Genomic DNA, 23,268 nt, shown 5'->3' with positions numbered 1-23,268 from the left:
CTCAATAACTCAATTTAGGGTTAACAATAGTTTGCATGTTTTTGATAAATTCTTCTAATTCCGCTAAACGGTTTACGGTTTCTGTGGTGCCTTTTTCGGTGAGTTTGTAGTACTTTCTTAAGCGATTATCCACTCTTTCCACCTCAACATCTAACAAACCTTCGGCTTCTAATTTGTGTAAAGCAGGATACAAAGCGCCTTCCGTGATGTTCAATTCGCCTTTGGTAATTTCTTTTACTTTCTGCGTAATTTCATAACCATACATTCTGCCTTGCTCTTCTAAAAGCTTCATTATAATAGTGTTTAAACTGCCTTTGTATAATTGTGAATTTTTCATAAGCCTCAATAAATCCCTCCAAAGAGGGACTTCTTTAAATTGATAATTAAAATTTCAAAAAACAAATATATACATAATTTTCTTATGCATAAAATTATTATGCATATTTATTAAAAATTTATATATTTGTGAATAACATAAAATTTCAAGTATTTTACAATGAAAAGATTTTTTTACTTTAAAATTACATTTTTAGCAATTTCAACGGGGCTTTTTGTTGGCATGTTAGTTTACGGATTATTTGACATTGATTTTTCAAATAATAAGGAATTAACAAAACTTTTATTCAAATCTTTTTTTACTTCAATACTAACTGGATTGATGTTAGGAATTTTAAATATGTTTTTGAAAATTGGTAATTTTCCACAAAAAGAAAATTAAATCGTAGTCTCATTGGGTATCAGACCGCCATTTTTAAGAGAATGATTTTAAAAACTTAAAAAGGTAATTAGGTTTTGATTTAAATTATTTTAAAACCATTAATTAACTTGCTTAATTTTTCGAATATTTACTCCGTACCATCTAAGTCAACAATATTTAATATAACCAATATTGCGATTTTTAAAGCTTCATTTTTGTTCCATTCAATGTCAATTGCAGGATGAAAATTCAATACTATATTAAAAGCTTTTTTTTCAAAAAGAATTTCTCCAACTAGTTTATTATTAAACCAAACTTCAGCATATTTATTTTTAAAAGGATAAAATTTTTCAACTTTTAATTCTAATTTGTCATTATCAATGAAAAGCCTTTCATCATTTTCAACTCCAATTTCAAATCCAGTTTGATTATGAGGTATGGAATATTTAATTTTTAGAAAATCGATTGTCGTAGCAATAGTCAATAAATGATTATCTTCATCAAAGATTTTTAAATCAAAAGTTCTAAACCATTTAAAATTTCTTTTAACTTTTAGGTTAATTAAACCTTCAATAACTATTTCATCGAAAATCTTTGAACTGAACTTTAAAATCTGATTCATTTTTTGTAAAAATTTAGGTTAATTAAAAATACTGTAAAATAAACTAACTTCAAATAAGTGAAAATGAAAAACAAATTCTATTTTTTGTCTTTCCATTCGCTTATATAATCTAAATTAACTATATAAACTTCATATTGATCTTTAAATTGCTTGTAAATTTCAAATGCTTCTTCATTTGCTTTATAATTATCTGCATAAGTAGCAGTATTAACAAAAACTCTAATTTTTTTTGAACTTAAAATTTTTTCTGAATCTAAAGAATTAATAGATTTAAAGTGTTTTAAATAATCCGAAATATTAAAATTTGTTTTTTGAGTTATAGTTTTTGAGTTATAGTTTTTTAAAAATTCAAGCGTGTGATTTACACATAACTTATTATTGAAATGTTTGATTTCAAGACCATCACAATCAAAAATTATATTTTGAGGAATAGATACTCTATCTTGTTTATATAATTCAACTAAAGATGTATAACTATTTACTATAAAAAAACTTTCAATATTATTTTGCTTATAAAATAACGAAAGCTCGTCTGATGATTTATAACTAATTGGTAAACTTTTTGTAATTGTACAAGAAGTAAACACTATAGCAAGAATTAAAATGATTTTTTTTATAAAGTTACAAGTCATAAGAAGGTTATTCAATTTAAAATTGTATTTCAGTAAACAAGTTGAATAAAATTATTTCAAAAAAATAATTAATTGAGGATAATATAATTTTATTCTTCCCCTTAATACTGAATAAGAACTATATAAAGAATAGCAAAAATTTAAAAATAGTAAAAAATAGTATATAAGAAAATAATTTTTAGGGTCTAAATAATGTGAAAAAGCACCATATAAAGCAATACCTAAAATAAAAACATTTACAAAAGAAAACAAAATTTGAAAGTTTAAAATATTTTTCCCTTGATTGTTTACATCATAAATATTTTCTCTTTTATTTATCCATAAAAGAAGGGGGAAAATAATATTACCTAAAGGGATAACTATTACTGATATAACAGATAGATGTAAAAAAAATAAGTATTTTTTATCTTCAAATTTTCCAAATTCCATTAATTCTTCAATCGGAGTATTTAAAGCTTCACAAATTAATTTTAAAGTAACCCCTCTTGGTTCGTTTTCATCTTTCTCTATTCTTTGTATTGTTCTTAAATTAATTTTTGCTAATTCAGAAAGTTTTTCTTGAGTCATTCCTTTTTGCTTTCTAATTCTAGCAATTTTTGATCCTATTGTTTCCATATTTTATGTTTTAAAATTTCGCCAAAATTAGATTATATAGCTATTTTGTGTTACGGTTTATTTGTGACAATTATAAGACATTTGTGTCTTTATTCTTTCGAGTTAATATTTACAGTAACCAATTAATGTTTTACTTAAAAATAAACTTCAAAAAACAAATATATACATGATTTTCTTATGCATAACATTCTTAAGTATATTTTTCAAGTTCAAGAACAAATTAAAAAATTAAAACATAAAAGTCATAGTAGAATATAAAAAGCGTAACTAACATTAACTTATTAAGTCCATAAAAGATTACAACTATTTCAATAATTTTATAAATCTGTGTTCCAAAAATCAGAATATCCGAAAATCTGAAAATCTATTTTCTAAATTCTATCTTCTTTTTTCTTGATAAATAGTATTTTTGTAAAAAATAAACACCATGTCATCATTTTATAAATTAAGCATTAAAGAAATCATCAAGGAAACGGCCGATGCGGTTTCGATTCTTTTTAATGTTCCCGACGAATTAAAATCGTATTACCAATTCGTGGCTGGACAATACGTAAACTTAAAAATCACGCTTGACGGTCAAGAAATTAGAAGAGCGTATTCCATTTGTTCTTCTCCAAAAAGTGGCGAATTACGAATTGCGGTGAAAGCCATAAAAAACGGTTTCTTCTCAAAATTTGCGAATGAAAAATTAGCGGTTGGAAATGTAATCGAAGTAGGAACTCCAGAAGGGAAATTCACATTCGAACCTAAAGCAGAACGTCAGAAAAACTATGCGGCTTTTGTGGCTGGAAGTGGAATTACGCCTGTTTACTCGATTTTAAAATCGGTTTTAGAAGAAGAACCAAATAGTACTTTTGTGTTGGTTTACGGAAATAAATCAGAAAAAGACACCATTTTCCACAACCAATTACACGATTTGCAATTGCAATATGTGGGGCGTTTGTTTGTGCAATATGTGTACAGTCAATCCACTGCTGATAATGCTTTGTTTGGCAGGATTGATAAATCAACCGTAAATTTCATCTTAAAAAACAAACATGCCGAAATGGAATTCTCAAAATTCTATTTGTGCGGACCAGAAGAGATGATCAATTTGGTTTCGGATACGTTGAAAGAAAACAATATTGCAAGTTCAGATATTAAATTCGAATTGTTCTCTACCTCGTCAAACGAAGGAGAAACCGTTGCAAGTGCCGATGGTCACACTAAAATTTCTATTTTGGTAGACGATGAAGAAACAACTTTCGAAATGAGTCAAAAGCAAACTTTACTAGAAGCGGCGCTTAAACAAGGCTTAGATGTTCCCTATTCTTGTCAAGGTGGAATTTGCAGCAGTTGTATTTGTAGAATTACGGAAGGAGAAGCTGTTTTGAAAAAGAACCAAATTTTATCCGATGCTGAAATTGCAGAAGGATTAACATTAGCATGTCAAGCACATCCAACAACAGCTACAATTAAGATTGATTTTGATGATGTGTAATCAGTAAAAAGTGTTCAGTATTTAGTGTTCAGTTGTATCTGCTAACTGCGACTGAATATTGAACACTATTTTTTCTGGTAAAATCGTTCGCATCACTTCTTCATAACCTTCTACCATTTTATTTCCATAGATAGAAGTTGGTAGTAATGGGTATTTTTCTCTGTCTGAAGTCAAACAAAAATCATCAGGTTGATTGAACGGTTTGAAACCTGCGTAAGGATGCGTGACGCCCCAAAGCGTAATGACTTTTACACCTAACATCGCAGCAATATGAGCATTTCCAGAATCCATGGAAAGCATAATCTCTAAATTGGAAATCACTTCTAATTCTTGTTTGAATTTTAATTTTCCAGCTAAAACGATTACATTTTCATGTTGGTTTTGTAGTTGATTTAGCAATTGAATTTCTTTCTCACCTCCACCAAATAAGAAAATTTTTTGATTTTTATTTTCCGCTAAACCGTCAATCACTTCTTGCATCAAATCTATTGGATACACTTTACTTTCATATTGAGCAAAAGGCGCAATTCCAATCCAATTTTGATTTTTTGTTCCCGTAATTGAGATGATTTCTTCCGATAAAATAGCTTTTTCAGGAAATTGAGGATTCGACAAATCAATTGAAAATCCAAGTTGTTTAAAAGTATCAACATGTCTTTCGACCATTAGTTTAACTGGGGCAAAAACTTTGTTAGTCAAACTAGTTAAGGCTTTCTTTTCGGCTCTTCCTTTATCGGTTGCGGCGACTTTTTTTCCGCTTAAAGCGAATAATGTTCGCACTATTTTAGAACGAAGTACATTGTGTAAATCGGCAACCACATCAATATTCAATTTTCGTAAATCGGAATATAAGCGAAATAAACCTAAGAAACCTTTGTGTCGTTCTTTCAAATCCACACCAAAGAAATTCACATTTGGAATTCCATCAAAAAAAGGTTGAAAAAAAGGTCGGGAAACTACCGTAATTTTTACATCAGGATATTGTAAAACTAAGGCTCTCAACACAGGAACCGTCATTGCGACATCGCCCATGGCAGAGAGCCTTATTACCAATATGTGTTTGGTTTTAGACATCAATTTGATGACTATTTTTTATTTTGATACAACACTGGATTTAACTCCTCATCGTTGTACATTTTCATCTGTTTATACACTTTCATGTATTTGTCGCCATTAGCAATATCAGTCAATAATTCGCTAATTGAAGTAAACATATCGTTCTTTTGGTCTAACAATACATTCAATTTTTCTTGACATTTTGCTCTGTGTTCAGCCGTAGCTTCAGCACGATTTGCTTCTTCGCTCATGTGATAAATTTTCAAAGCTAAAATCGACAAACGGTCAATCGCCCACGCTGGACTTTCCGTGTTAATTTTTGCATTTGGTTTTACTTGAACGTCTTTATATTTATCTAAGAAATAACTATCGATATATTCCACCATATCCGTACGAACTTGGTTGGAAGCATCAATTTTACGTTTTAAATCTAAAGCTGCAACCGGATCGATATTTGGGTCACGAACGATGTCTTCGTAATGCCATTGCACCGTATCTACCCAGTTTTTTGCAAACAATAAATATTCAATAGTCCCTTTTTCATAAGGATTTACAACAGGTTGATACACATCGTCAATAATGTGATATGTTTTGATACTTTGTTCAAAAATGGGAAATGCAAATTCAGCAAACATAATTATCTCTTTTAAATTGATACAAAAATAACGTTTTTTTGTACTTTTATCCTGAATTACAAAAAATAAAATCGATGCACATTCATTACATCTCTGAACAAAACAGTATTCTTAATCATTTTTTAGCACAAATTCGCGATGTAAACATCCAAAATGATAGTATGCGTTTTAGAAAAAATATTGAGCGCATCGGAGAAATAATGGCATACGAATTAAGTAAAACGCTTGATTACAAAAATATCGATGTGCAAACTCCGTTAGGAATTAAACACACTACAACTATTGCCGAACCTGTAGTTTTATGTTCGATTTTACGTGCTGGTTTGGCCTTACATCAAGGCTTCATGAGCTTTTTTGATAATGCAGAAAACGGATTTGTTTCGGCTTATCGTCATCATTATGATAATGATGATAAATTTGAAATTTTGGTGGAATATCAAGCTGCACCATCATTCGAAGGAAAAAATTTGATTTTAATTGATCCAATGTTAGCAACTGGACAATCATTGGTGGCTGTTTTACATAAATTACATTTGGAACAAAAACCAAAAGAGATTCATATTGCAGTTGTAATCGCAACTCCAGAAGGAATTGAATACTTAGAGAAAAACGTACCAGAAAATTGTCACTTGTGGGTGGCTGCTTTAGATGAAAAACTAAACGAACACAACTATATTGTTCCAGGTTTAGGCGATGCTGGAGATTTAGCTTACGGAATTAAGTTATAACTCCATTACAAAGAAGAATATCCCTAATCCCAATAACGCATAAACAACACCTTCTCTTACCCAATTGTTTTCGATTTTTTCGATAAAATTGGCACCTATTATGGCCAAAGGTCCAAAACAAAAAGCCAAACAACCGTTATTTTTATTAGTAGAAAGAATATAGATTCCAACACCTAAAATAAAAGAAAACAAAATCGTTTTGTGTGACGATTGCATGTTCAATGCTTTATTTGGTATATCAAATAAATGAGTAGCAAATAAGAATAAACTTATCGATGAAAATGCAGCTAATGCAATTCGTTGGTAGATGTTTTCAAAATAATAAAAATCAAGACTAATATACGTTTTACTAAGTAGTGTAGCCATCAAATTATTATCAGAAATACTATTGGCAAGGAAAAACAATACCGTTACTGCAAATAGCGCAATGAATGGGATAATCCAATTTCGATAATCTTTAGATACATGAAGTATAACGGCAACAAACACTAAAACAATGTAAAAAATACTCCAAAAGTGAAACAATGCGGAAAGAAAAATCCAAAAAGAAGCATCAAAAATTTTTTCTTTCGTTTGAAGTAACGATTTCAAAGATATCAATCTTCTGAGAGCTAAAAGCAATAAAAAATTTGAAATAATGATATTTTTATTCTGAAAAATGGTCGAAAAAAATAAAAGAAAAATAAAAAAAAGGAACAATGCATAGTTATTACCTTTAGTTAATCCGTTTTTTAATGATATAAAATTAACCAAAAACAAAGAAGCAAAAATCAATAGATACAAACCAAACTCTTCAGCATAATAAATCCAATTTGCATTTGGTTGCGACAATGCAATTATCTTCACTGAAAAGAAAATAAGCGATAAAACACCTACAACTAAATAATTAAATGGTCTTGTTTTACTAAAAATGCTTGCTAACATTAGAATATTATTATATTTTTGTGGTGTAAATATAATACTTTATCAAAATGAAATCATTTTTTGAAGGAATACAATCACTTTTTGTAGATTTTTTATTATTACCAATGGATTGGTTAAGAGAACTAGAATTAACTAATTGGTGGACTGCAAATATCTTAAATTGGATTTTTATTTTAATTTGTTGTGGTGCTATGGTATATTGGATCAAGCAATTGAACATCTTCAATTCCAATAATGAAGATGAGCAAGATACAACTGCACATTCGTTTTTAAAATAATTAAAAGATATTAGCAAGGATTATAAATCCTTACCAATATCTCTTCTAAAATACATCTTATCAAATTGTAGTTTTGCTATACTTTGATAAGATTTTTTTATGGCTTCTTGAAAGTCATTTCCATAGGAAGTTACCGCAATTACACGACCTCCATTAGTCACTACTTTTCCGTTTTCTAATTTTGTTCCGGCATGAAATGGAATAGATTCGGTGATATTTTCCAATCCAAAAATCTCTTTTCCTTTTTCATAATCTTCAGGATAACCTCCTGATACTACCATAATAGTTGTAGCGGCTCTTTCATCGATTTCTAATGTAATGTTCTCTAATTCTTGATTTCCAATCGCTTCAAAAATTTCAACTAAATCACTTTTTAATCTTGGCATTACCACTTCTGTTTCGGGGTCACCCATACGAACGTTATATTCAATTACCATTGGTTCGCCTTTCACGTTGATTAATCCGATGAAAACAAATCCTTTATATTCGATTCCGTCTTTTTGTAAACCCGCGATGGTTGGTTTTACAATTCGGGTTTCAATTTTTTCTAATAAAACCGCATCTGCAAATGGAACTGGAGATACCGCTCCCATTCCGCCTGTATTTAATCCTGTATCGCCTTCTCCGATTCTTTTGTAATCTTTTGCTGTTGGCAATATTTTATAGGATTTTCCGTCAGTCAGAACGAAACAACTTAATTCGATTCCATCTAAAAATTCTTCGATGACTACTTTTGAACTGGCTTGCCCAAATTTAGCTCCCACCAACATATTTCGTAATTCGGTTTTCGCTTCATTTAAATCCGATAAAATTAAAACCCCTTTTCCTGCAGCTAATCCGTCGGCTTTTAAAACGTAAGGTGCTTGCAAAGTTGCTAAAAATTGGCAACCTTTTTCAACAGTTTCTTTGGTGAAACTTTCGTAACGTGCTGTTGGAATATTATGTTTTACTAAAAATTCTTTTGCAAATTCTTTACTTCCTTCTAATTGTGCTCCCACTTTTGATGGTCCGATTACTGGAATGTGATTGATTTCTACATCATTTTTAAAGAAATCATAAATTCCTAAAACCAATGGATCTTCAGGTCCAACCACTACCATTTCCACTTTTTCTTGAAGAACAAATGTTTTCACCGCTTCAAAATCATTCGGATTTAAAGCTACATTTTTTGCGATGGATGCTGTTCCTGCATTTCCAGGAGCAACAAAAAGAGAAGTACATTTTGAAGATTGAAGCATTTTCCAAGCTAGTGCGTGTTCGCGACCGCCAGAACCAAGTAGTAAAATAGTCATTTTGTGTGTTGTTATGTTGTTGGACAAAAGTACTATTTCTTAAGAAGAAAGAAAAAAGAAAAAAGAAGAAAGATTATTTTCAGATTTAGTACTTTTGGATAAATTCCAACGAATGTTCAACTTGTTTCTTCTTTCTTTAAAATTAAGCGGTTTTCCCATTGCGAAAGCTCAGTCTGATTTTGAGAAAATTCTACAAATTTCGGAAACAGATTATCCCGATTATCTCGAAACTAAAAAGCGAGAAATTATAGAATTTCATTTGAAAAACAATACTTTTTATCAGAATTTAGTTGGGAAAGACACTTTTGAAAATTGGAACGAATTACCTGTTTTAACTAAAAAAGATTTACAAAAACCTTTAAAAGACCGACTCTCCAAAGGATATTCAGAAAAAACTGTTTTTGTAAATAAAACTTCGGGTTCGAGTGGCGATCCTTTTGTTTTTGCTAAAGATAAAGAAGCACATGCGATTACATGGGCTTCGATTATTTATCGTTTTGGTAGGTATGGTGTTGATTTTAATTCGTCGTATCAAGCGCGTTTTTATGGAATTCCATTGGATTTTATTGGGTACAGAAAGGAACGTTTGAAAGACTTTTTGAGCAAAAGATACCGTTTCCCAATTTTTGATTTATCTGACAAAGTTTTAGATGGTGTTTTCGAACATTTTAAAACCAAAAAGTTTGATTATATCAATGGTTATACGAGTTCGATTGTGCTTTTTGGAAAATATTTACAAGCACGAAATATCATTTTAACCGATGTTTGTCCAACATTGAAAGTTTGCATGGTGACATCGGAAATGTTGTTTGAAGAAGATAAAATCTTGCTTGAAAAACATTTAGGAATTCCAGTTGTGAATGAATATGGCGCTTCGGAATTAGACTTGATTGCTTTTCAAAATCCAAAAGACGAATGGCAAGTAAATTCGGAAACTTTATTCGTGGAAATTTTAGATGAAAACAACCAACCTGTTCCGTATGGAACAGAAGGAAAAGTAGTCATTACTTCGTTATACAACAAAGCACATCCATTTATTCGTTATGAAATTGGCGATGTGGGAATTTTAGATGAAAAAAGCACGTTAAAAAAACCCATTCTAAAAAAATTAATTGGAAGAACCAGCGATATAGCACATTTACCCAGTGGGAAAAAATCACCAGGATTAACATTTTACTACGTAACCAAAAGCATTATTGAAGACGACGGAAATGTAAAAGAATTTATCGTACGCCAAACAAAATTGGATAGTTTTGAGATTGATTATGTGAGTTCAGCAGAATTGACTTCGGAACAAATTCAGGAAATTGAAAAAGCGATTTCTAAATATTTAGAGCCAGGATTACATTTTACTTATAATCGCAAAGAAGTTTTGGAACGCACAAAAAGAGGAAAATTGAAGCAATTTCAGTCGATGATATAATTTTTAAACACGAATTTCACGAATTAGCACAAATTACTCGTAACGTTAAACCCTTTCAAAGCGAAGCTTCTTATATTATCTACACTAAATTTAGCAAACTTTGCGAAAAACTTGAAAACTTTGCGTTAAAACCTAATTTCTGTACTTCATAAAACCGCGATACATCCAGTGCAACATGTAATAAGCTGATTGGAAAACATTGAGCTTTTCAACTTCTCTATAAAATTGCCATTGGTATTGAATTAAATCCGATTTTTTTCTGGAAAGTGAATTTTCTCTGATTCTGTAAATCGCCTGGGTTTCTTGGATTCCATGTGCAAATGGAATTACTTTTAAATAATTCAACCACAACCCCATGTCTTGGCGTTTTCGGATTAATGGCATGTACTTTTTTCCTAATTTTTTAATATTCAAAAAAGCTGTCAAACAACTTATAGAATTGGATTTTAAAATATCGGTATAAGTAACTTTGTGTGGCACAATAAAATCAGAATAGACAAATTCTAATTGTTCATTAGCTCTTTTATAAGACGAAAACACAAACGGAATTTCGGTTTCTTGAATAGTTTTGATATTGTTTTCGATGAAGGTTGGAAACCAAATATCATCGGCATCAATAAACGTCATATAATCTCCCGATGCTTTCTCAATTCCAATATTTCGAGCTACAGCTGGACCTGAATTTTGACTTAATTTATGAAATTGGATGCGATTGTCGTTTTGAAGTATCGATAAAACTACACTTTCCGTTTCATCAGAAGAACCATCATCAACAATAATCATTTCCCAATTTGAAAAGGTTTGATTTTGTACCGATTGTATCGTTTCAGCAATAAATTTTGCAGAATTATAAGATGGGGTAATAATGGAAACTAAAGGATTCATTAGTAAGCTTTTTCTTCTCCTTTTAAAGCATTAAAAACTGTTGTTAAAATAATTTTTATATCCAATAATAGCGTCCAGTTTTCTAGATAAAATATATCGTATTTAACTCTATTGATAATGTCTTTTTCATTTTCAACCTCGCCTCTAAATCCATTGGTTTGAGCCAATCCAGTAATCCCAGGTTTAATAAAATGTCGCACCATAAACTTGTCAACACTTTTAGCATACATCTCCGTATGACTAACCATGTGTGGCCTAGGACCAACAACTGACATATCCCCCAAGAGAACATTAAAAAACTGCGGCAATTCATCAATGCTTGTTTTTCGAATAAATTTTCCTACTCTAGTAATTCTTGGGTCATTTTTTTGAACTTGTTCTAAATCAGCTATTGGATTTAAATGCATAGAGCGAAATTTATAACAATAGAATTCCTCATAATTTAATCCATTTCTCTTTTGTTTAAAAAAGGTTGGCCCTTTGGATTCTAAACGAATAATTAAAGCCAAAATAGGGGTTAACCATGATAAAATAAAAAGTATAATAGTCAAAGAAAAAACTACATCAAAAACTCTCTTTAATCTTTTATTTACCTCTTTATCTAGTGGTATTGTTCTAAGAGAAATTATCGGAATATAATCATAATATTCAACAGCTAAATTTCTAAAAAAAGTATTTTTACTGTCGGGTAAAAATTTTATTGTTTTTAAATTATTATCTGCAAATTGAATTAAGTTATCTATTTCATTACTTGTTAAAGAGTTTATAGAAGCATATATTTCGTCTATTTTGTTATCGTTTACATATTCTTTACAATTTGCTAATTCGGTTCTTTTGTTGGTTTTTAAATCAAAAATGCTATTTAAATTGTAACCGTAATCAGGGTTTTGAGTAAAAAAATCAACCAATTCATCAACACTTTTCCCATTTCCTAAAATAATAACATTTCTAAAATTCCCTCCATAAAGTAATCTATACTTCCTTAAAAAAACAAAAATAAAGAGCTTTAAAAAGCCTACCAAAAGGAACGAAGACAAGATATAGAAACCTACCTCATCAGTAGTTACATATTTATACTTATAACCTACATAAGCGAAAGTTATTAAACTTATAAAAAAGAATTGTTTGAGAAGTTTACCTATTATTTCAATCCCTTTACTATATCGATAAACCTCATAAAAACCAGAATAATAAGAAATTACCAACCAAAAAACAGAAACAATAATATGATATCCGAAATTACTCATAGCAGGTCGCATACAAACTATTACTAATAAATTTATTATTAATAAATCTAGAATAGTTTGTATGGGCCTAATATAAACTGAATATCTTCCTGTTTTACCTTTCAATTAGTGTATATATTTTGTAAAATCTTTGTGTTCTTCTTTTGCTAGTTCTTCTGGAGATAGCGATTTAAAATATTCATACGTTAATTTCATTCCTTCTGCTCTTGATACTTTTGCTTCCCAACCTAAAATTTCTCTTGCTTTTGTAATATCGGGCTGACGTTGCATAGGGTCGTTAATTGGAAGCGGATGATATACCACTTTCTGATCAGTGCCTGTTAACTTGATGATTTCTTCTGCAAAATCTCTGATTGTAATTTCATCAGGATTACCAATATTTACTGGCAAATGATAATCAGAATGCAACAATCTAAAAATACCTTCTACTTGGTCATCCACATAACAAAACGAACGCGTTTGACTTCCGTCGCCAAAAATAGTTAAATCTTCACCGCGCAATGCTTGTCCGATAAATGCTGGAATTACACGTCCATCGTTTAATCGCATTCTTGGTCCATACGTATTAAAAATACGCACGATTCTAGTTTCTACACCATGAAAAGTATGATATGCCATAGTAATAGATTCCTGAAAGCGTTTGGCTTCATCATAAACCCCTCTAGGACCTATGGTATTTACATTGCCGTAGTATTCTTCTGTTTGTGGATGAACCAATGGATCACCGTAAACTTCAGAAGTTGATGCGATAAGAATTCTTGCTTTTTTAACTCTAGCCAAACCTAATAAATTATGAGTACCTAACGATCCAACTTTCAAGGTTTGAATCGGAATTTTCAAATAATCTATTGGACTTGCTGGCGAAGCAAAATGCAAAATATAATCTAATTTCCCTGGAACATGGACAAATTTTGTTATATCGTGGTGATAAAACTCAAAATTCTTTTCTTTAAAAAGATGTTCGATATTTTTTAAATCTCCAGTAATCAAGTTATCCATTCCAATTACAAAATAACCTTCTTTAATAAATCGATCACAAAGATGAGATCCAAGAAAACCTGCCGCGCCTGTAATTAATATTCTTTTCATTTTTACATTTTTTCTAATCGAGAATCCATTTTTACATTAAAGAGACAATAAAAAAGCATAAAAAACAAAACTCCTCTTTGTCTCCATAAGAAAGATTCTGTCAAAAATAAGCTTATCATTAAAACTGCAAAAGCAATATGTATAAAATCTTTAGTACTAAAGGCTTTTTTTGTATTTATATACAAAATAATCAATAATAGTAAGAATCCAACTACTCCTAGTTCAGCAAAATTTTGTACGTATTGATTGTGAAAATTAAAAGTCCCGTAACCTGGATACAAATTATATTGTTTTTCCTTTTCTAAAAGTTTATTTAAAGAAGCATTGAGACCAAATCCTTTCCAAAAGATAGGTTCTTCTTTTAAAAACTCTAAAAACATTCTAAATTGATAAACACGAAATGATGTTCCTGGAAAAAAATCGTTATGAGAAAATTGGTCTTGAGTCCAAGCTTCATAAATACTGATGTTATTTACTCCATTCTGACCATCAGCTTTTACATTGTGAGAAATACTTTTAGTAGAATTACTTGTAAATTCTATCAAAAACCGTTCTTTTATTTTACTAAATGATATTACAAAACCTAATAGTAATAAGAGAATCGTTAAATTTCTTAATCGTAAACGATTAGCTATCTTAGAATAGAAAAAAACCTGTATCAAAATTAATAATACAAAGACAATGATGATGTTTTTTGAAGACAATAGTATTACAAATATGAACAATAACAAACTAGCTAAATAATCAATTTTTGATTTTATCTCTTTAATGAAAAAATAAAAAAATGCCATTGCAACATAAACAGAAACATGAATAGCATTTAATAATCTTGGAACCAATCCCGTATCAGTATCATTATCTGGTCCGTGATAAAAGAAAACGCTCGTATCCCTAGTTATTAAAAACCTAATAAACGCTCGAACTAAAAAAAACACAACGTAAACCAACATTGCGTAACTATAATATTTTAAAATCTTATCTTTTTGCTCTTTAGTAAAAGTAGGAATTAACATAAAGGCAATAGGAAGTAATAATAAAGCAATTTCTTTTGGTATTGCACTAAGAGTACGTTTTAGATCGATAGACCAAAAATAGGAAACACACATCCAAACAAACAAGAGAATTGGAATCAAAAAAGTAACCGAAAAAACGAACTTATTTTTTCTTATGTATAGAAGCGACGATAAAAAAAAGACCCCTAATAAAATATTATTAACTGCCATTGAAATTGGCAGAGTAATTAACAATAATAAAAAAGGAATAAACGCTTTGTTTTGTTTATTTTCTTCTAAAAGTTCCTTCCAAACATTGCTTAAAAAGCTGTAAATATTGTTCATTTATTTTCTCCCAATTAAAAGCTGAAGCTATAGCATCATAGTTTTTTTCTACGAATTGCAAGTTATCACTTTTTTTGATTGCATTTAAGATTTTTTTAACCTCTTCGGCAGATGTAAAATAAAAGGCATTTTCTTTTAATACGCCTTTGTTGAAATCGTTATTGTGAGCGGCAATTAAAGCCTTTGATGCCATGGCTTCTAACAAAGAAGGATTGGTTCCTCCAACGGTGTGCCCATGAAAGTAAAGATTGGAGTAATATCGTAAATTATTTAAATGATCTAAATTATAAACCGCTCCTAAAAATCGAATATGAGAAAAGGCTTCGAATTTATTTTTTAAATAAGATCCATATTTGGTATTGTGGTTTCCAATTACTAAAATTGGTGTTTTATCTTCCGCCATAGCAACTCCTTCAAGCACCATATCCAAATTATTTTCAGGCTCAAAACGAGCCATAATCATATTGAAATTTTCTTTTTCAACTTGATATTCTTTTAAAATTTCTGGATTAGGATTATCAAAATTATAAGCACCATAAGCTATGTAAGTGCTTTCTTTTTGATACTTTTCCTTTATATATTTTTGTATTCCAATAGAGTCTGCAATTAAATAATCGCTCTTTTTTACCGCTAAACGTTCTGCTATTTGAAGTGCTTTTTGTACTTTTTTTGAATATTTAGTGCGTTTCCATTCTAAGCCATCCATATTGGTAATCACAATGGCGTTTTTGGGATGTAAAGAAAACCAAACAGAGCTACTGGTATAACCCAATTGAAGAATAATATCAAAATCTCTTTTTCTGGCGTCTCTAATGCAATTTAAGTCATAAATAAACTGACCAACAGTTCCTATTTTATTTTCAGGATCATAGCAATGCACAATATGTACACCTCTGAATTCCTTTTCTTTATAAGGATGACTACGGGAATTATAAACAAAAACTTCGTGTCCTTGAGTGGCTGCATAAACTGCGAAAAACTCCGCAAACTGTTCAAAACCTCCATAATGGTTAGGTATACCACGCGTTCCTAAAATTCCTATTTTCATTAAAATTCTATATAAAAAAAACAAAAATAAGGGTTCTGTTTTGTTTAACATCGTTTTTAAACCAAATTTTTAAGATTTATGATAAAAGTCATTCCTTAAGTACAGATTAATTTTCTATTTTTGCTAAAATAGAAGATGGTCAACTATGATAAATTTCGAATTCTTAGAAAATAACAAGGAATCGCTTAGGATACAATATTTAACAGCTCAACCTTTCCCTTATCTTATAATTGATAATTTTTGTGATGAGGAAAAATTAATCAAAGCTTATGATTCTATTCCAGAATTGGAAAATAAAAGTAGAGATTATGCTTTTGCCAATAATAAATTCGAAAAATCAAATTATAAAGTTCTTTCTTCAGAATTAAAAGAACTTTACAATGATTTATCTTCTGAAAGATTTAATTCAATTTTATCCTTTATAACAGCAAAGAAAGTATTTGTTGATCCAAAAAATCATGGCGGAGGTCTACATCAAGGTAAAAAGAATAGTTTTTTAGACATGCATCTTGATTTTAATTACCATCCTATTAATAAAAATTGGTATCGAGAATTAAATTTATTGCTTTATCTAAATAAAGATTGGAAACCTGAATATAAAGGGGGACTTAAAATCAGAGATTTGAGAACAGATGAAGAAGCAGAAATTGAAGTTCCATTTAACCGATTGATTATCCAACAATGTGCACCATACACACTTCATGGATATGATATGACTAATTTCCCTGAAGGCAAATACAGAACATCTATTGCTACTTATGCTTATCAAATTCATAATAGACATTTAGAGACGCCTAGAACTACCGATTGGTTTCCAAAAGAGGATGCTTCATTCTTTAAAAAACAATTGGCTAAAAATTATAATTTCTTGGTTCAAACTAAAAACAAATTGTTTGGTAGCGGAACGGCTAAAAATCAGTAATCTTATTTGATAAAATTTTTGCAGCAAATTTCCAGGAATATCTTTTTCTACAAGTTTCCATTAATGCAGTTAAATCAATTTTTTCATAAGAATTTATAGTTTTGATAAGCAATTCATCAAATTCTTTTTGATTATATGGATCAAAACTATATTCCGATAAAAAATCAAAATCAGACATTGCAGTTTTGTTGGATATCAAGGTAGGAACTTTAGCGGCAACTGATTCTAGTACTGGTATTCCAAATCCTTCGGCTTTAGAAGGATATACTGAAACTTTAGCTCCTTGTACAAGTTTAACTAAATCACTATGACTTGTTTTCTTAAGAAAACATATTTTCTCTTTAATTTGATTAGGTAGTTTGTTATAAATTGTATCAAAATTCTCATTTCTGGTTGAAACATCTCCTATGAAAACTAATTTATAATCTTGATATAATTTTAAATGTATGAATGAATTTAATAATAATTCTTGATTTTTTCTAAGTTCCCATCTACTCACATAAATTATGTACTTATCTAGCTTATATTTTTTTAATAATTCTTTTTTGATTTCTTCTTTATCGAGATCTAAAAAAAACTCTTCTGAAACCGCATTTGGGGTAACAGCTATTTTATGTATATTAAAATGAGTCTGTATTCTCTCTTTGGAATAATTTGAAACCGTTAAGACTATATCTGAAACTTTACTACTGATATAATATAAAATTGTATTAATAAGTCTGTTTTTAAAGCTGAAATATTCTTTAAAATCTATAAAAAGGACATCGTGAATTGTAACTATATATTTACACCTTTTAAATGGAGGGACTATATATTGGAAATGAGCATAATCAATTTTTGATTGGGAAATTAATCTAGGGGCATCAAATAGCAGTCTAAGAAATTTACTTTTCGTTCTATATTTTAAATAAACTACATTTTCTGGTGTACCAAAACACTGTTTTAAATTTTTAACATCACAGGCTGCAAAATAAAACTCCATATTCGGATTTAATTTAATCATCTCTCTGTATAAACCTTCGATGTACGTTCGTGTTCCTTGATAACCATGGTCAAATACATGACAATCAACAAAAATTTTAATTTTATCGTTCATTACTAATCACTCTCCTTTGTTGAAAATAAATTAAACCGCCCAATATAAAAATAATAATATCTCTTTTATTAAAGATGCCTGTAATGGTTAACGTGGTAAAGATAAAGGTTAATGCAATTCCAGAAATAAATATGTTCAACGTATTTTTATCTAAATAAATCAATCTATACAAGCTAAATAAGAAGAACATCATTAGAAATAGTCCTATTATTCCCGATTTGTAAATAGCAAAAACATAACCATTATGTGTTTCTGAAATAAATCTTATTCCTTTAGCTGAATCAACTAATGGTGCATTAAATTTTAAATTCACTAATGAGCCAAAACCTGTTCCATGAATATAACTTGTTGGTGTTTCATTCATTAAATCAATAGCTCTTAATGCTTCATAAGCTCTCCAATAATCCCATAATTTACTATGGTCGTTTCGGTCAACTTTTGTTTTAAACAATTCTGCAGGTGCAATCTTAAGTTTATAAAGAAACCCTTCTATACCATCAGCACCTCTTTTAATATTAGTGGAATACAAATAAGTATAAAAAAGGAGTATTGTTATTGCAAAAATACCCAATACAGAAATTGTTTTTTTTGTAATTTTAGTATATCCTGCCATTGTAGCATACATTATAAACGCAACAATTAACATTGTTCTTGATAGGTACATAATACATGAAACTAAAAGAAAAAAGAAAATTAGCTTTTGATGTTTTTTGGAAAATATTTCTTTTTCAACAAATCTATTTCTGTAAACAAAAAGAAACAAAGCAAAAAGCTCTAAAAAATTATCTTTACCATATTCTCTGATTTGAGCAACATTTCCAGACAAAAAATTTGTAAAAAATAACAAAACGATAAAATGTATTAATGTAGATATAAAGCCGGTAAAAATAATAACTTTAAGAAAAGACTCTAAATTGTTGATTTTCTTAAAAAATAAATATCCTAAAGAGACTCCTATTACTGGCTTTAAAAAATAAAAGACATCTTTTATGTAATTCTCCAAGTTATTAAAATAGAATAAACCAACTACCAATGGAAGAACAAAAAGAAAACATAAAGGTGCAATTGTATTTAAGAATTTTACAGATATTTTAGCGTGATTTGAATAGAATATAAATCCTAAAGCAAATAATTGAAGTAGTATGTTCACTCTAAATGAAGGAACATACAACTGTGCTAATAAAAGAATAGAAAATAGCACCGAGTGTATAACTGTAATTTTAATCTTTGTCAAAATAATTCCTTTATTTTTTTTACTGATTCATTTACTTTTAAAGCTATCAAACAAAGATATTTATAAAATCCTTTAAAGTGTTTATTAATATATAGTCTATATCCTTTTATTAACATTGGATTTTTCTTCTTGTTAAATCCAACATAATGAATGTATTGTAAGCCTGGAAAAAAAACTATTTTATAACCTAAATTTACTATTCTTTTACAGAAATCAACATCTTCTACGTATAAAAAGTAATCTTCATCAAATCCTCTAATTTGATTGAAAACAGACTTCGGCATTAAAATAAAAGAACCTGTAATCCAATCCACTTCATATAGTTTTTTTGAAAATGTCCCCAATACAAAGTCCTTATTAAATTCAAAACTTTTTTTCATCCAGAAAAGATTTGAAATTTTTGGAAAACTTCCTGCTGCGTGCAAATATTGCTTTTCTTGATTAAGCATGTTTATTCCTAAAGCTCCAATATTTAGGTCGTTTTTAAGGCAATCTAAAGCTTCTTTAATGTTGTCTAATAAAACGGTATCTAAATTTAAAAGTAGAAGATATTTACCTTTTGCTTGGGCTACAGCTAAATTATTTCCCTTCCCAAATCCATTATTTAGTTTTGACTCTATTAGATTTACATTGGGATAATTATTTTTTAAAAATGTACAACTATCATCAGATGAGTTATTATCAATTAAAATAACTTCACAATCGATGCCATCAACATTTTTTTCTATACTTTTTAAACAACTATCTAAATAGTGCTTTCCGTTGTAATTAACTAATATAATAGACAATTCTAACTCCATATCACTACATAAACGTGTAAAAACCTAGTTTCTTTTTAATAACGAAAACAAATATAGTGTTTACTATCACATTTACTAGTAAACTAGAAAAGGCCGCACCCAAATATCCAAAAGATGGTATTAATAATAGATTCAATACCACATTTATTACAAAGCCTATAAACATAACGTTTCTAACTAATTTTTCATTACCGGTCATGTTTAAAATTTGGTCTACATTTCCTGTAATAGCATTCAAGAAAGCACCAAGTGTAATAAAAATCAATGCCAATCTACCTTCTTTAAATTCCTCACCAAAAAATCCTAAAAAAAACGAGCTGCCAAAAATTAATAATAATGCAACAGGTAACGTTAATATTATTGTTAGTTGTGTTGCTCTATTGATGGTTTTTTTTAAACCTGAAAAATCTTTCTTGTTATACTTTTCTGAAACATCTCCAATTATTACAGAACCCATTGCTGTAACGAAAAACAATGTTAAATAACCAAGTTTAAAGGCAATATTATATATTCCAATATTTTCCTCAGTCTCTAATCTTCCTAGCATCAAAACATCTGTCCAATTTAATAAAAGAAGAAAAATTGAACCAATCATCATGGGTAATGATTTTTTTAATATGTCACGAGTTGAAACTTTTGGAATAACAAATTTCAATTCTTTAGAAAATGCTAATAAATATCCTATAATAACCGTTATAAAAAAACCTAAAACATAACTTATAAAAACACTGTAATTAGGTAAATCAAATTCGTTAGAAATAATTAAAAAGAGAGTAAATAATACATTAGGGATTATAAAAATTAATAAACTATAAATTAAATGTTTACCTATTGAAATAAAAAAATAACACAAGATTTCATGAAGTATCATAAAGGGAATACTGATCGCTGTAATTATTAAAAAAATACTAAATCCTTCCTTTTGAAAAATATAAGATGAAATAAAATCCGCACCAAAAAATAAAATACAAAACGGAAATAAAGACGCTGAAAAAGCAATTATAGAGGACTTCAATAGCAATCCTTTCTTCAAATAATCATTATCAAACCCGCTTGTAAAAACCAAAAATGAATGTGGTAATCCTAATGCAAAAATTAAATAAAAGATTTGTAAAATAGTTAATGCCAAAGTAAAATACCCTAAATCCGCTTCTCCAAACTTATTTGGAATAAACCAATAAGCAAAAAAAGTTATAGGCATTGCTAGTAACTTTAAAAGAAAAACTATACCACCTTTCTTGATTATTGATGATAATAAATTTAAATCTTTTATTTTATTGAGCATGATTATATTTCTTTTAACAACTTATCTTTTAACTTCTCCCAATCAAACAATGGAGACATCGTTTCAATATGCATATGTGTAGATAAACTTGGAATTGGAGAAACACATAATAATTTTTTAAAAAAGAAAGTGGTTCCGTACAAGTTTTTACTAAGATAACGATCATTAGCACTATTTGAAGATTTCAATAATATATTTTTCTTTCTTTTGACATCTTTAACCTGCATTAAAAAAGTAAATGTAGTGTCTGAAACTTGACGCCAATGACAAAATCTAGATAAAAAGATAAAATTCTTCGTTAAGTATTGAAACTTATACCTGTCTGGATAATCGCATGGATGAATTACAATAGCTGGTTTTTTAAAGAATCGTTTTAAAGATAAAAGAGTTATTTCTCTTTTTCTAAGAAGTTTTTTTATTTTAATGCTTGCAGGGAAAACAGAATCTCGATTCTCTATTAAATCTATAATATACTGAAACGTTTCTGGTCTATGTAAGTAATCATCCTCACAAAAATAAACCCATTCTTCGTCATTAAACTGTTCAGCTATTTTTATTGTTTGGCGTATTGATTCATCATTTCCAAAAATCCCTTCGATTAGGTTTACATCAAACTCTTTAAAGAAAGATTTCATTTCTTCAGATAAATTGTCGCCTAAAATCGTTATGGAATAATTATAATTTTTAATTGCATTATGTAGGCTTTTGAAACAAATTTTTATTAAAGTTTTTTTGTCTAAATCAAATGGTCTAGGAGCATTATGCACCGCATTAACCACATCACAACTTCTAAAAATTATATTTATTTTTGTTTCCATAATAGTAAAAAACAAATGTAATTATTTTAATCGGAAATTAGTTTTTTTTATTCTTTATCTTTATGTTTACGGTAGAAATAAACGCCCTATTTAAATGAATATTTTAATTACTGTCCAAAATAAAATACCATCTCTCTTATATGGTGGAACTGAAAGAGTCGTATGGTATTTAGGACAAGAACTTAACAAGTTAGGTCATAAAATAACTTTTTTAGCACCTTTGGGATCAAATTGTGATTTTGCTGATATAATTACTTACAATCCTAATTTACCAATTAATTCTCAAATTCCTCCTTATATTGATTTAGTTCATTTTTTTGATGATAACTTAACCGAAGAAATAGAAAAACCCCATATTGTAACAATTGAAGGAAACCCATTTCTTATTGATATTTTAAATATCAATTCCGTTTTTGTTTCAAAAAATCATGCTTCTAGATATAACTCTTCAAGTTTTGTATATAATGGTTTAAATTGGGATGCTTACGAAAAACCTGATTTTAATTCAAAAAGAAGTTATTTTCACTTTTTAGGTAAAGCAGCTTGGAATGTAAAAAATGTTAAGGGTGCTATTAATGTTATTTTGGCTACCGATAATGAAAAACTTAGAATATTAGGGGGTCATCGATTTCACCCTAATACTTTTACTTTAAGTGCCAGAATCAAATTTGAGGGAATGGTAAATGATTTTGAGAAAAGTAAATTAATGAATAAATCGAAAGGGTTATTGTTTCCTGTATTATGGGACGAGCCTTTTGGATTAGCAATTACAGAAAGTATGTTTTTTGGTTGTCCCGTTTTTGGAACTACTTATGGATCTTTAAAAGAGTTAATCAATGAAGAGGTGGGATATACAAGTAATTCATTATATGAACTCAAAGATGCTATCTTAAACAGTGAATCCTACAATAAAAAAAGATGTAACGAATATGTTGTTGAGTTTTTTAATTCTAAAAAAATGACTCTAGAATATTTAAAACTTTATGAAAAAGTATTAAAAGGTGAAACTCTTAACAAAGATAAACCTCATAGTATTGATAAAAACAAAACTTTTGAATGGAGGGAATAATAAAACACCCCAAAAGATAATTTTGGGGTGTTTTATTTTTGATTGAAAAATTTTTA

25 protein-coding genes are annotated in these 23,268 nt (G+C 29.1%); 7 read left to right on the top strand and 18 right to left on the bottom strand.

From position 1 onward, the window contains the following. Window position 1 precedes the first annotated feature (1 nt). On the bottom strand, window positions 2–337 hold the full coding sequence (locus NAT47_RS03625) for a PadR family transcriptional regulator (protein ID WP_250580373.1): 336 nt from the start codon (window positions 335–337) through the stop codon (window positions 2–4). A 159-nt stretch (window positions 338–496) separates the two neighbouring features. On the opposite strand from NAT47_RS03625, the gene NAT47_RS03620 reads away from it, so the two are divergent. Then, window positions 497–718 carry a hypothetical protein gene (locus NAT47_RS03620; RefSeq protein ID WP_250580371.1) on the top strand — a complete coding sequence of 74 codons (222 nt, stop codon included), beginning with the start codon at window positions 497–499 and terminating at the stop codon, window positions 716–718. 127 nt (window positions 719–845) lie between these two features. On the opposite strand, the gene NAT47_RS03615 is transcribed toward NAT47_RS03620, so the two are convergent. The 3 genes from NAT47_RS03615 to NAT47_RS03605 form a co-directional block, all read right to left on the bottom strand. After that, complete coding sequence (locus tag NAT47_RS03615; RefSeq protein WP_250580369.1) at window positions 846–1,319, bottom strand: hypothetical protein; 474 nt, start codon at window positions 1,317–1,319, stop codon at window positions 846–848. A 77-nt stretch (window positions 1,320–1,396) separates the two neighbouring features. Beyond that, the gene (locus NAT47_RS03610) at window positions 1,397–1,951 is read right to left on the bottom strand and encodes a hypothetical protein (protein ID WP_250580367.1); all 555 of its coding nucleotides are present in this window, start codon (window positions 1,949–1,951) and stop codon (window positions 1,397–1,399) included. 51 nt (window positions 1,952–2,002) lie between these two features. Continuing rightward, window positions 2,003–2,566, bottom strand: a complete 564-nt coding sequence (locus NAT47_RS03605) for a helix-turn-helix domain-containing protein (protein WP_250580366.1) — start codon at window positions 2,564–2,566, stop codon at window positions 2,003–2,005. A gap of 427 nt (window positions 2,567–2,993) precedes the next feature. Here NAT47_RS03605 and NAT47_RS03600 point away from each other — a divergent pair, with 427 nt between their 5' ends. Next, the gene (locus tag NAT47_RS03600) at window positions 2,994–4,046 is read left to right on the top strand and encodes a ferredoxin--NADP reductase (RefSeq protein ID WP_250580365.1); all 1,053 of its coding nucleotides are present in this window, start codon (window positions 2,994–2,996) and stop codon (window positions 4,044–4,046) included. Between the two features lie 21 nt (window positions 4,047–4,067). Here the strand turns inward: NAT47_RS03600 and NAT47_RS03595 are convergent, their stop codons facing one another. Continuing rightward, a complete protein-coding gene (locus NAT47_RS03595) occupies window positions 4,068–5,120 on the bottom strand; it encodes a glycosyltransferase family 9 protein (RefSeq protein WP_250580364.1) in 1,053 nt (350 codons plus the stop codon). 11 nt (window positions 5,121–5,131) lie between these two features. Then, window positions 5,132–5,737, bottom strand: a complete 606-nt coding sequence (locus NAT47_RS03590) for a DUF4254 domain-containing protein (protein WP_250580363.1) — start codon at window positions 5,735–5,737, stop codon at window positions 5,132–5,134. Window positions 5,738–5,811: 74 nt separating this feature from the next. Here NAT47_RS03590 and upp point away from each other — a divergent pair, with 74 nt between their 5' ends. Further along, complete coding sequence (gene upp / locus NAT47_RS03585) at window positions 5,812–6,465, top strand: uracil phosphoribosyltransferase (RefSeq protein WP_026725465.1); 654 nt, start codon at window positions 5,812–5,814, stop codon at window positions 6,463–6,465. On the opposite strand, the gene NAT47_RS03580 is transcribed toward upp, so the two are convergent. Continuing rightward, window positions 6,460–7,389, bottom strand: coding sequence for a DUF6427 family protein (locus tag NAT47_RS03580; RefSeq protein ID WP_250580362.1), 930 nt, complete (start codon window positions 7,387–7,389; stop codon window positions 6,460–6,462). The genes upp and NAT47_RS03580 overlap by 6 nt on opposite strands. Window positions 7,390–7,436: 47 nt before the next feature. On the opposite strand from NAT47_RS03580, the gene NAT47_RS03575 reads away from it, so the two are divergent. Further along, window positions 7,437–7,667, top strand: a complete 231-nt coding sequence (locus NAT47_RS03575; protein ID WP_250580361.1) for a DUF6341 family protein — start codon at window positions 7,437–7,439, stop codon at window positions 7,665–7,667. Window positions 7,668–7,687: 20 nt separating this feature from the next. Here NAT47_RS03575 and purD read toward each other — a convergent pair whose 3' ends face one another. After that, window positions 7,688–8,959, bottom strand: a complete 1,272-nt coding sequence (gene purD / locus NAT47_RS03570; protein ID WP_250580359.1) for a phosphoribosylamine--glycine ligase — start codon at window positions 8,957–8,959, stop codon at window positions 7,688–7,690. A gap of 112 nt (window positions 8,960–9,071) precedes the next feature. On the opposite strand from purD, the gene NAT47_RS03565 reads away from it, so the two are divergent. Beyond that, on the top strand, window positions 9,072–10,382 hold the full coding sequence (locus NAT47_RS03565) for a phenylacetate--CoA ligase family protein (RefSeq protein WP_250580733.1): 1,311 nt from the start codon (window positions 9,072–9,074) through the stop codon (window positions 10,380–10,382). A 132-nt stretch (window positions 10,383–10,514) separates the two neighbouring features. Here the strand turns inward: NAT47_RS03565 and NAT47_RS03560 are convergent, their stop codons facing one another. The 5 genes from NAT47_RS03560 to NAT47_RS03540 are packed head-to-tail and all read right to left on the bottom strand — an operon-like array spanning window position 10,515 to window position 15,988. Then, window positions 10,515–11,267 (bottom strand): glycosyltransferase family 2 protein, encoded by a 753-nt coding sequence (locus tag NAT47_RS03560; RefSeq protein WP_250580357.1) that lies wholly within the window; start codon window positions 11,265–11,267, stop codon window positions 10,515–10,517. Beyond that, window positions 11,267–12,619 (bottom strand): undecaprenyl-phosphate glucose phosphotransferase, encoded by a 1,353-nt coding sequence (locus NAT47_RS03555; RefSeq protein WP_250580354.1) that lies wholly within the window; start codon window positions 12,617–12,619, stop codon window positions 11,267–11,269. Before NAT47_RS03555 ends, NAT47_RS03560 begins: the two co-directional genes overlap by 1 nt. After that, the gene (locus NAT47_RS03550) at window positions 12,620–13,603 is read right to left on the bottom strand and encodes a UDP-glucuronic acid decarboxylase family protein (protein ID WP_250580353.1); all 984 of its coding nucleotides are present in this window, start codon (window positions 13,601–13,603) and stop codon (window positions 12,620–12,622) included. Window positions 13,604–13,605: 2 nt separating this feature from the next. Continuing rightward, window positions 13,606–14,940: an O-antigen ligase family protein gene (locus NAT47_RS03545; RefSeq protein ID WP_250580351.1), complete on the bottom strand. Its 1,335-nt coding sequence runs from the start codon at window positions 14,938–14,940 to the stop codon at window positions 13,606–13,608. After that, entirely contained in the window at window positions 14,882–15,988 is a 1,107-nt protein-coding gene (locus NAT47_RS03540; protein ID WP_250580349.1) for a DUF1972 domain-containing protein, read from the bottom strand. Before NAT47_RS03540 ends, NAT47_RS03545 begins: the two co-directional genes overlap by 59 nt. A 145-nt stretch (window positions 15,989–16,133) precedes the next feature. Here NAT47_RS03540 and NAT47_RS03535 point away from each other — a divergent pair, with 145 nt between their 5' ends. Then, a complete protein-coding gene (locus tag NAT47_RS03535) occupies window positions 16,134–16,910 on the top strand; it encodes a 2OG-Fe(II) oxygenase (protein WP_250580347.1) in 777 nt (258 codons plus the stop codon). Here NAT47_RS03535 and NAT47_RS03530 read toward each other — a convergent pair. Genes NAT47_RS03530 through NAT47_RS03510 form a run of 5 tightly spaced genes read right to left on the bottom strand, consistent with a single transcriptional unit; the run spans window position 16,897 to window position 22,143 of the window. Then, window positions 16,897–18,006, bottom strand: a complete 1,110-nt coding sequence (locus NAT47_RS03530) for a glycosyltransferase family 4 protein (protein WP_250580344.1) — start codon at window positions 18,004–18,006, stop codon at window positions 16,897–16,899. The two genes, NAT47_RS03535 and NAT47_RS03530, sit on opposite strands and share 14 nt — an antisense overlap. Then, window positions 17,996–19,240, bottom strand: coding sequence for an O-antigen ligase family protein (locus tag NAT47_RS03525; RefSeq protein WP_250580343.1), 1,245 nt, complete (start codon window positions 19,238–19,240; stop codon window positions 17,996–17,998). The genes NAT47_RS03530 and NAT47_RS03525 overlap by 11 nt, the downstream gene beginning before the upstream one ends. Then, the gene (locus NAT47_RS03520; protein WP_250580341.1) at window positions 19,237–20,040 is read right to left on the bottom strand and encodes a glycosyltransferase family 2 protein; all 804 of its coding nucleotides are present in this window, start codon (window positions 20,038–20,040) and stop codon (window positions 19,237–19,239) included. The genes NAT47_RS03525 and NAT47_RS03520 overlap by 4 nt, the downstream gene beginning before the upstream one ends. A 4-nt stretch (window positions 20,041–20,044) precedes the next feature. After that, a complete protein-coding gene (locus tag NAT47_RS03515) occupies window positions 20,045–21,325 on the bottom strand; it encodes an MATE family efflux transporter (RefSeq protein ID WP_250580340.1) in 1,281 nt (426 codons plus the stop codon). Between the two features lie 2 nt (window positions 21,326–21,327). After that, window positions 21,328–22,143, bottom strand: a complete 816-nt coding sequence (locus NAT47_RS03510) for a hypothetical protein (RefSeq protein WP_250580339.1) — start codon at window positions 22,141–22,143, stop codon at window positions 21,328–21,330. Between the two features lie 94 nt (window positions 22,144–22,237). On the opposite strand from NAT47_RS03510, the gene NAT47_RS03505 reads away from it, so the two are divergent. Then, complete coding sequence (locus NAT47_RS03505; protein ID WP_250580338.1) at window positions 22,238–23,212, top strand: glycosyltransferase; 975 nt, start codon at window positions 22,238–22,240, stop codon at window positions 23,210–23,212. Window positions 23,213–23,268: the final 56 nt, after the last annotated feature.

The organism is Flavobacterium fragile (genome assembly GCF_023634865.1).
Taxonomy (GTDB): Bacteria; Bacteroidota; Bacteroidia; order Flavobacteriales; family Flavobacteriaceae; genus Flavobacterium; species Flavobacterium fragile.
This window is presented reverse-complemented; position numbering and strand designations above follow the sequence as displayed.